This is a genomic window from Amycolatopsis sp. NPDC004772, from assembly GCF_053601215.1.
Window position 1 is genome coordinate 1 of the sequence record NZ_JBSGBK010000171.1, and the last position, 4,914, is coordinate 4,914.

3 protein-coding genes are annotated in these 4,914 nt (G+C 69.8%); all 3 read right to left on the bottom strand.

Annotated features, from left to right (window positions below; genetic code table 11):
• Nucleotides 1-76: 76 nt before the first annotated feature.
• Nucleotides 77-2,986, bottom strand: coding sequence for a ribonucleoside-diphosphate reductase subunit alpha (locus ACWEF6_RS42710; RefSeq protein WP_449688168.1), 2,910 nt, complete (start codon nt 2,984-2,986; stop codon nt 77-79).
• A 226-nt stretch (nt 2,987-3,212) separates the two neighbouring features.
• A complete protein-coding gene (locus ACWEF6_RS42715) occupies nt 3,213-3,797 on the bottom strand; it encodes an acetoacetate decarboxylase family protein (RefSeq protein WP_449688169.1) in 585 nt (194 codons plus the stop codon).
• Nucleotides 3,794-4,633, bottom strand: a complete 840-nt coding sequence (locus ACWEF6_RS42720; RefSeq protein WP_449688170.1) for an enoyl-CoA hydratase-related protein — start codon at nt 4,631-4,633, stop codon at nt 3,794-3,796. The genes ACWEF6_RS42715 and ACWEF6_RS42720 overlap by 4 nt, the downstream gene beginning before the upstream one ends.
• Nucleotides 4,634-4,914 lie beyond the last annotated feature (281 nt).

The following is a 4,914-nucleotide window of genomic DNA, read 5'->3' on the forward strand; positions in this document are numbered from 1 at the left end:
CCTCCAGGCGGGCGGGTGCTTGTTTGTAAATTTGGTATACACCCCAAATACCCACTCACGACAAGCCGCGGGAGGCTTACTGGCAGGCTTCGCAGTCGGGGTCGTCGATGCGGCAGGCGGCGCCTTCGGTGGCCACGAAGTCGACGTCCGGCTCCGGCTTGGGCGACGGAGAAGGCGACGGGGTCGGCGCCGGGGCCGGGGCCGGGGCGGGAGCCGGAGCGGCCGCGGCCGGGGCCGGGGTGGCCGAGACGGCGTTCAGCTTGCCGTCGGTGCCGCGCAGGGTGCTCTTCTCCACGTGCGTCGCGGACTGCGCCCGCAGGTAGTACGTGGTCTTGAGGCCCTTGTGCCACGCGTAGCGGTACAGCTGGTCGAGCTTGCGGCCGCTCGGCGCCGCGATGTACAGGTTCAGCGACTGCGCCTGGTCGATCCACTTCTGGCGCCGCGAACCCGCGTCCACCAGCCACTTCGACTCGATCTCGAACGCCGTCGCGTACAGCGCCTTCAGGTCGTCCGGCACGCGGTCGATCTGGCCGAGGCTGCCGTCGAAGTACTTGAGGTCGCTGACCATGACCTCGTCCCACAGCCCGCGCGCCTTGAGCGAACGGACCAGGTGCGGGTTCACCACGGTGAAGTCGCCGGACATGTTCGACTTGACGTACAGGTTCTGGAACAGCGGCTCGATCGACTGGCCGACCCCGCAGATGTTGGAGATCGTCGCGGTCGGCGCGATCGCCATCACGTTGGAGTTGCGCATGCCGACGGTCTTGACCCGCTCGCGCAGCGGCGCCCAGTCCAGCGTCGTGGACAGGTCGACGTCGAGGTTGTCACCCTGGCGCGCGTCGATGAGCAGCTGCATCGAGTCGATCGGCAGGATGCCCTTGCTCCACAGCGAGCCCTCGAACGACTGGTACTGGCCGCGCTCCTCGGCGAGGTCGGTCGACGCCGAGATCGCGTAGTAGGAGATGTGCTCCATGCTCGTGTCGGCGAACTGCACGGCGGCTTCCGACGACAGCGGCAGGCCCAGCTCGAACAGCGCGTCCTGGAAGCCCATCAGCCCCAGCCCGACCGGGCGGTGGCGCAGGTTGGAGCGGCGCGCCTCCGGGATCGTGTAGAAGTTGATGTCGATCACGTTGTCCAGCATGCGGACGGCGGTGCGCACGGTCTTCTCGAGGCGCTTCGTGTCGAGGCCCTCGGGGGTCACGTGCTTGAGCAGGTTGACCGAGCCGAGGTTGCAGACCGCGACCTCTTCGCTGTTGGTGTTCAGCGTGATCTCGGTGCACAGGTTGGACGAGTGCACGACGCCGACGTGCTGCTGCGGCGAGCGCAGGTTGCACGGGTCCTTGAAGGTGATCCACGGGTGGCCGGTCTCGAACAGCATGGTCAGCATGCGGCGCCACAGGTCCACCGCGCGGACGCGCCGGAACACCTTGATCTCGCCGCGCTCGGCGGCGGCCTCGTACTCGCGGTAGCGCCGGGAGAACTCGTTGCCGTAGAGGTCGTGCAGGTCCGGGGTCTCGTTCGGCGAGAACAGCGTCCACTGCGCGTCGGCCTCGACGCGGCGGAGGAACTCGTCCGGCACCCAGTTCGCGGTGTTCATGTCGTGGGTGCGGCGGCGGTCGTCACCGGTGTTCTTGCGCAGGTCGAGGAATTCCTCGATGTCGACGTGCCACGTCTCGAGGTACGCGCACGCCGCGCCCTTGCGCTTGCCGCCCTGGTTGACCGCGACGGCGGTGTCGTTGGCGATCTTGAGGAACGGCACGACACCCTGCGACTGGCCGTTGGTGCCCTTGATGTGCGCGCCGAGGCCGCGGACCGGCGTCCAGTCGTTGCCGAGGCCGCCCGAGTACTTCGCCAGCAGCGCGTTGTTCTTGTAGGCCTGGAAGATCGAGTCCAGGTCGTCGTCCACCGTGGTCAGGAAGCAGGACGACAGCTGCGGGCGCGTGGTGCCCGAGTTGAACAGCGTCGGCGTCGAGGCCATGAAGTGGAAGCTCGACAGCAGTTCGTAGAACTCGATCGCGCGGGCTTCGCGGTCGTCTTCCCGGATCGCGAGCCCCATGGCGACGCGCATGAAGAAGGCCTGCGGCAGCTCGAAGCGGGTGCCCTCGTGGTGCTGGAAGTACCGGTCGTACAGCGTCTGCAGGCCGAGGAACCCGAAGTCGAGGTCACGCTCGGGGCGGATCGCGGCGGTGATCTTGTCCAGGTCGAAGCGCTGCAGCTCGCCGTCGACCAGCTCCAGCTCGATGGCGCGGCGCAGGTAGGCGCGGAAGTACGCCGGGTACTCGGCGGCCATCTCGTCCTGGCTGGCCTGGCGCGGCTTCTGCGCGAGGTAGCTCAGCGCTTCGCCGCGCAGCTTGTCCAGCAGCAGGCGGGCGGAGACGTAGGAGTAGTTCGGCTCCTGCTCGACCAGCACGCGGGCGGCCATGATCTGGGCCAGGGCGAGCTCGTCGGCGCTGATGCCGTCGTAGAGGTTGCGCTTGGTCTCGGCCAGCACCGGCTCGGCCGTGACGTCGTCGAGGCCGGCGACGGCCTCGCCCACCACGTGGGAAACGCGGGCCCAGTCGAGCGGACGCAGGACGCCGTCGGTGCCCTTGACGTTCAGCGCGGCCTCGGCCGCGGCCGGCTTCGCGGCTTCGCGGGCCTTCGCGCGCTCCTCGCGGTAGAGGACGTAGGCGCGAGCGACCTTGTGGTGCTCACCGCGCATGAGGGCGAGCTCGACGATGTCCTGGATCTGCTCGATGTGCAGGGCGGTCTCGGGGCCGGCGTGGCGCAGCAGGCTGGTCTCGACCTGCTGGGTCAGCTCCGCGACGACGTGGTGCACGCGGGAGGACGCGGCGGCGTCGCCGCCCTCGACCGCGAGGAACGCCTTGGTCAGCGCGACCGAGATCTTCCCGGCGTCGAACGGCGACACGCTGCCGTCCCGCCGGATGACCCGGATCGCGGTGGGTGAGTCGGCAGCGGACGGCCGCTGACCGGTTTCGACTGACATGCGTGTCTCCAAGTTTTCGGGCGCGTTCGATCGCCGCACGGCCTCGCGAGGCCGTGCGCTGCGGTTTTCGGAAAGCTGCCCGGCGACCCTCCGCAGCGGTCTCCCCGTCGCTGGGGGCTGCCGGTGTTGAGAGACTACATGTTGGGGTCGAGCCGCGCGCGGGACCCTAAATGGCGTGTCGCGGGTCCTCACCCTGCCGGGTGGCGTGATCACCCAGAGGTGCTGCTCAAGCCCCGAACCGCAGTTCGCTGCCGGGCAGCGCGAGGCTCAGGAACGGCCGCCGGCCGGCCAGGTAGCCGAGCGGGCCGCGCGCGTTGACCGCCCAGTCGGCCGCGGCGAGCCCGGGCCGGATCTTCGCGCCGACCGGCGTCCGGACGGGGGTGCCGGCACGGTCCTGGAGGACGTCGAACCGGCTGGGGAGGGCGAGCGGCGAGCCCGGCCGCGGCGTGAAGGCGGCGGTGGCGATCCAGTCGTCACCGGTGGCCGCGGTGTAGGTGCGGTCGGTGAACTGGAGGGCGGCGAGGTCCTTCGGGATGGCCCACAGCTCGCGGCCGCCGGCGAGGGAGACTTCGGAGTCGACCCAGATCTGCGTGATCGTGCAGGTGGTCCGCTTCCCGCGCACCGGGACGGCGGCGAGCAGTTCGTGGTAGGCGAGCTGCCCCGGCTCCCGGTAACTGATCCAGGCGGTGAAGACGGAGGTGAACCCGGCGACGGACAGGGCGCCGGGGTGCACGTCGCGCGCGGGGACGCGCCAGATCGAGACGTGCGCGTCGGCGACGAGGTGCCAGGGCTGCGGCGGGTAGGCGGTCATTTCTCCAGCCAGGGGAGGTAGTCGGGCAGGTCCTTCTCGACGCGCATCCCGAACGACGGCGGCCGTTTCTGCAGGAAGGAGAGGACACCCTCGACGGCGTCCGGGTTCGCGCCGAGCCCGCCGATCAGCTTCGAGTCCAGTTCGTGCACCGGGAACGGCGACTCGGCGCTCGCCATCCGGTAGAGCAGCTGCCGCGTGACGGCGACCGACACCGGCGCGGTCGTCTCGACGATCTCCTTCGCGACCTTCTTCGCTTCGTCCAGCACGGTGCCGGTGGGGAAGACCTTGTGCACCAAGCCTTTCTCCAGCGCCTCGGCCGCATCGAAGACGCGCCCGCTGACCATCCAGTCGAGCGCGGTGCCCATCCCGACGAGCCGGGGCAGGAACCAGGCGGACGCGCCTTCGGGGTAGATGCCGCGGCGGGTGAAGACGAAGCCGAACCGCGAGTCCTCCGAGGCGAGCCGGTAGTCGCACGAGAGCGTGATGGTGAGCCCGCCGCCCACGGCGGCCCCGTGCAGGGCGGCGATGACGGGCTTGTTCATGGCGAAGATCCGCTTCGAGCACCGGCCGGCGGGCTCCTGCCAGGCGTCCCCGGGCCCCTCGGCGGGATCGAAGTCGAAGCCGCCTTGGGAGAGATCGGCGCCGACGCAGAAGTCTTTCCCGGCACCGGTCAGCACGACCACCCGGACGTCCTCATCCCGATCGGCCCGTTCCATGGCGGCGGCGAGCTCGTCGGCCATCCGGATGGTGTAGCCGTTGCGTGCCTCGGGCCGGTCGAGGGTGACGGTGGCAATCCGGTCCTCGACGGCGTAGGTGATCTCGGCGTAGTCGGCCATGGTGAGGAAGCTATTGCAGCGGGACGCTACTGGCAAGATGTCAATAGTGGGATTGCGTCGGCTGGGCGGCGCGGGCGTGGGGCTCGCGGCCGGTCCGGACCGGTGCCCGCTGCGTCGTGGGGCGTCGGGGTCGCGGACGCGCGGGTGTGGGCCCGCGGTCGTGTGGCCGCGGGGCCTTTCCCGTGTTCAGGCTGCGAATGGCAGCGGTTCGTGGAGGTTGTTGCGCCGGGGTTTTCGGCGGCGGTCGAGGAAGGTGGGTGGAAGGAATTCGGGGAGGCCAT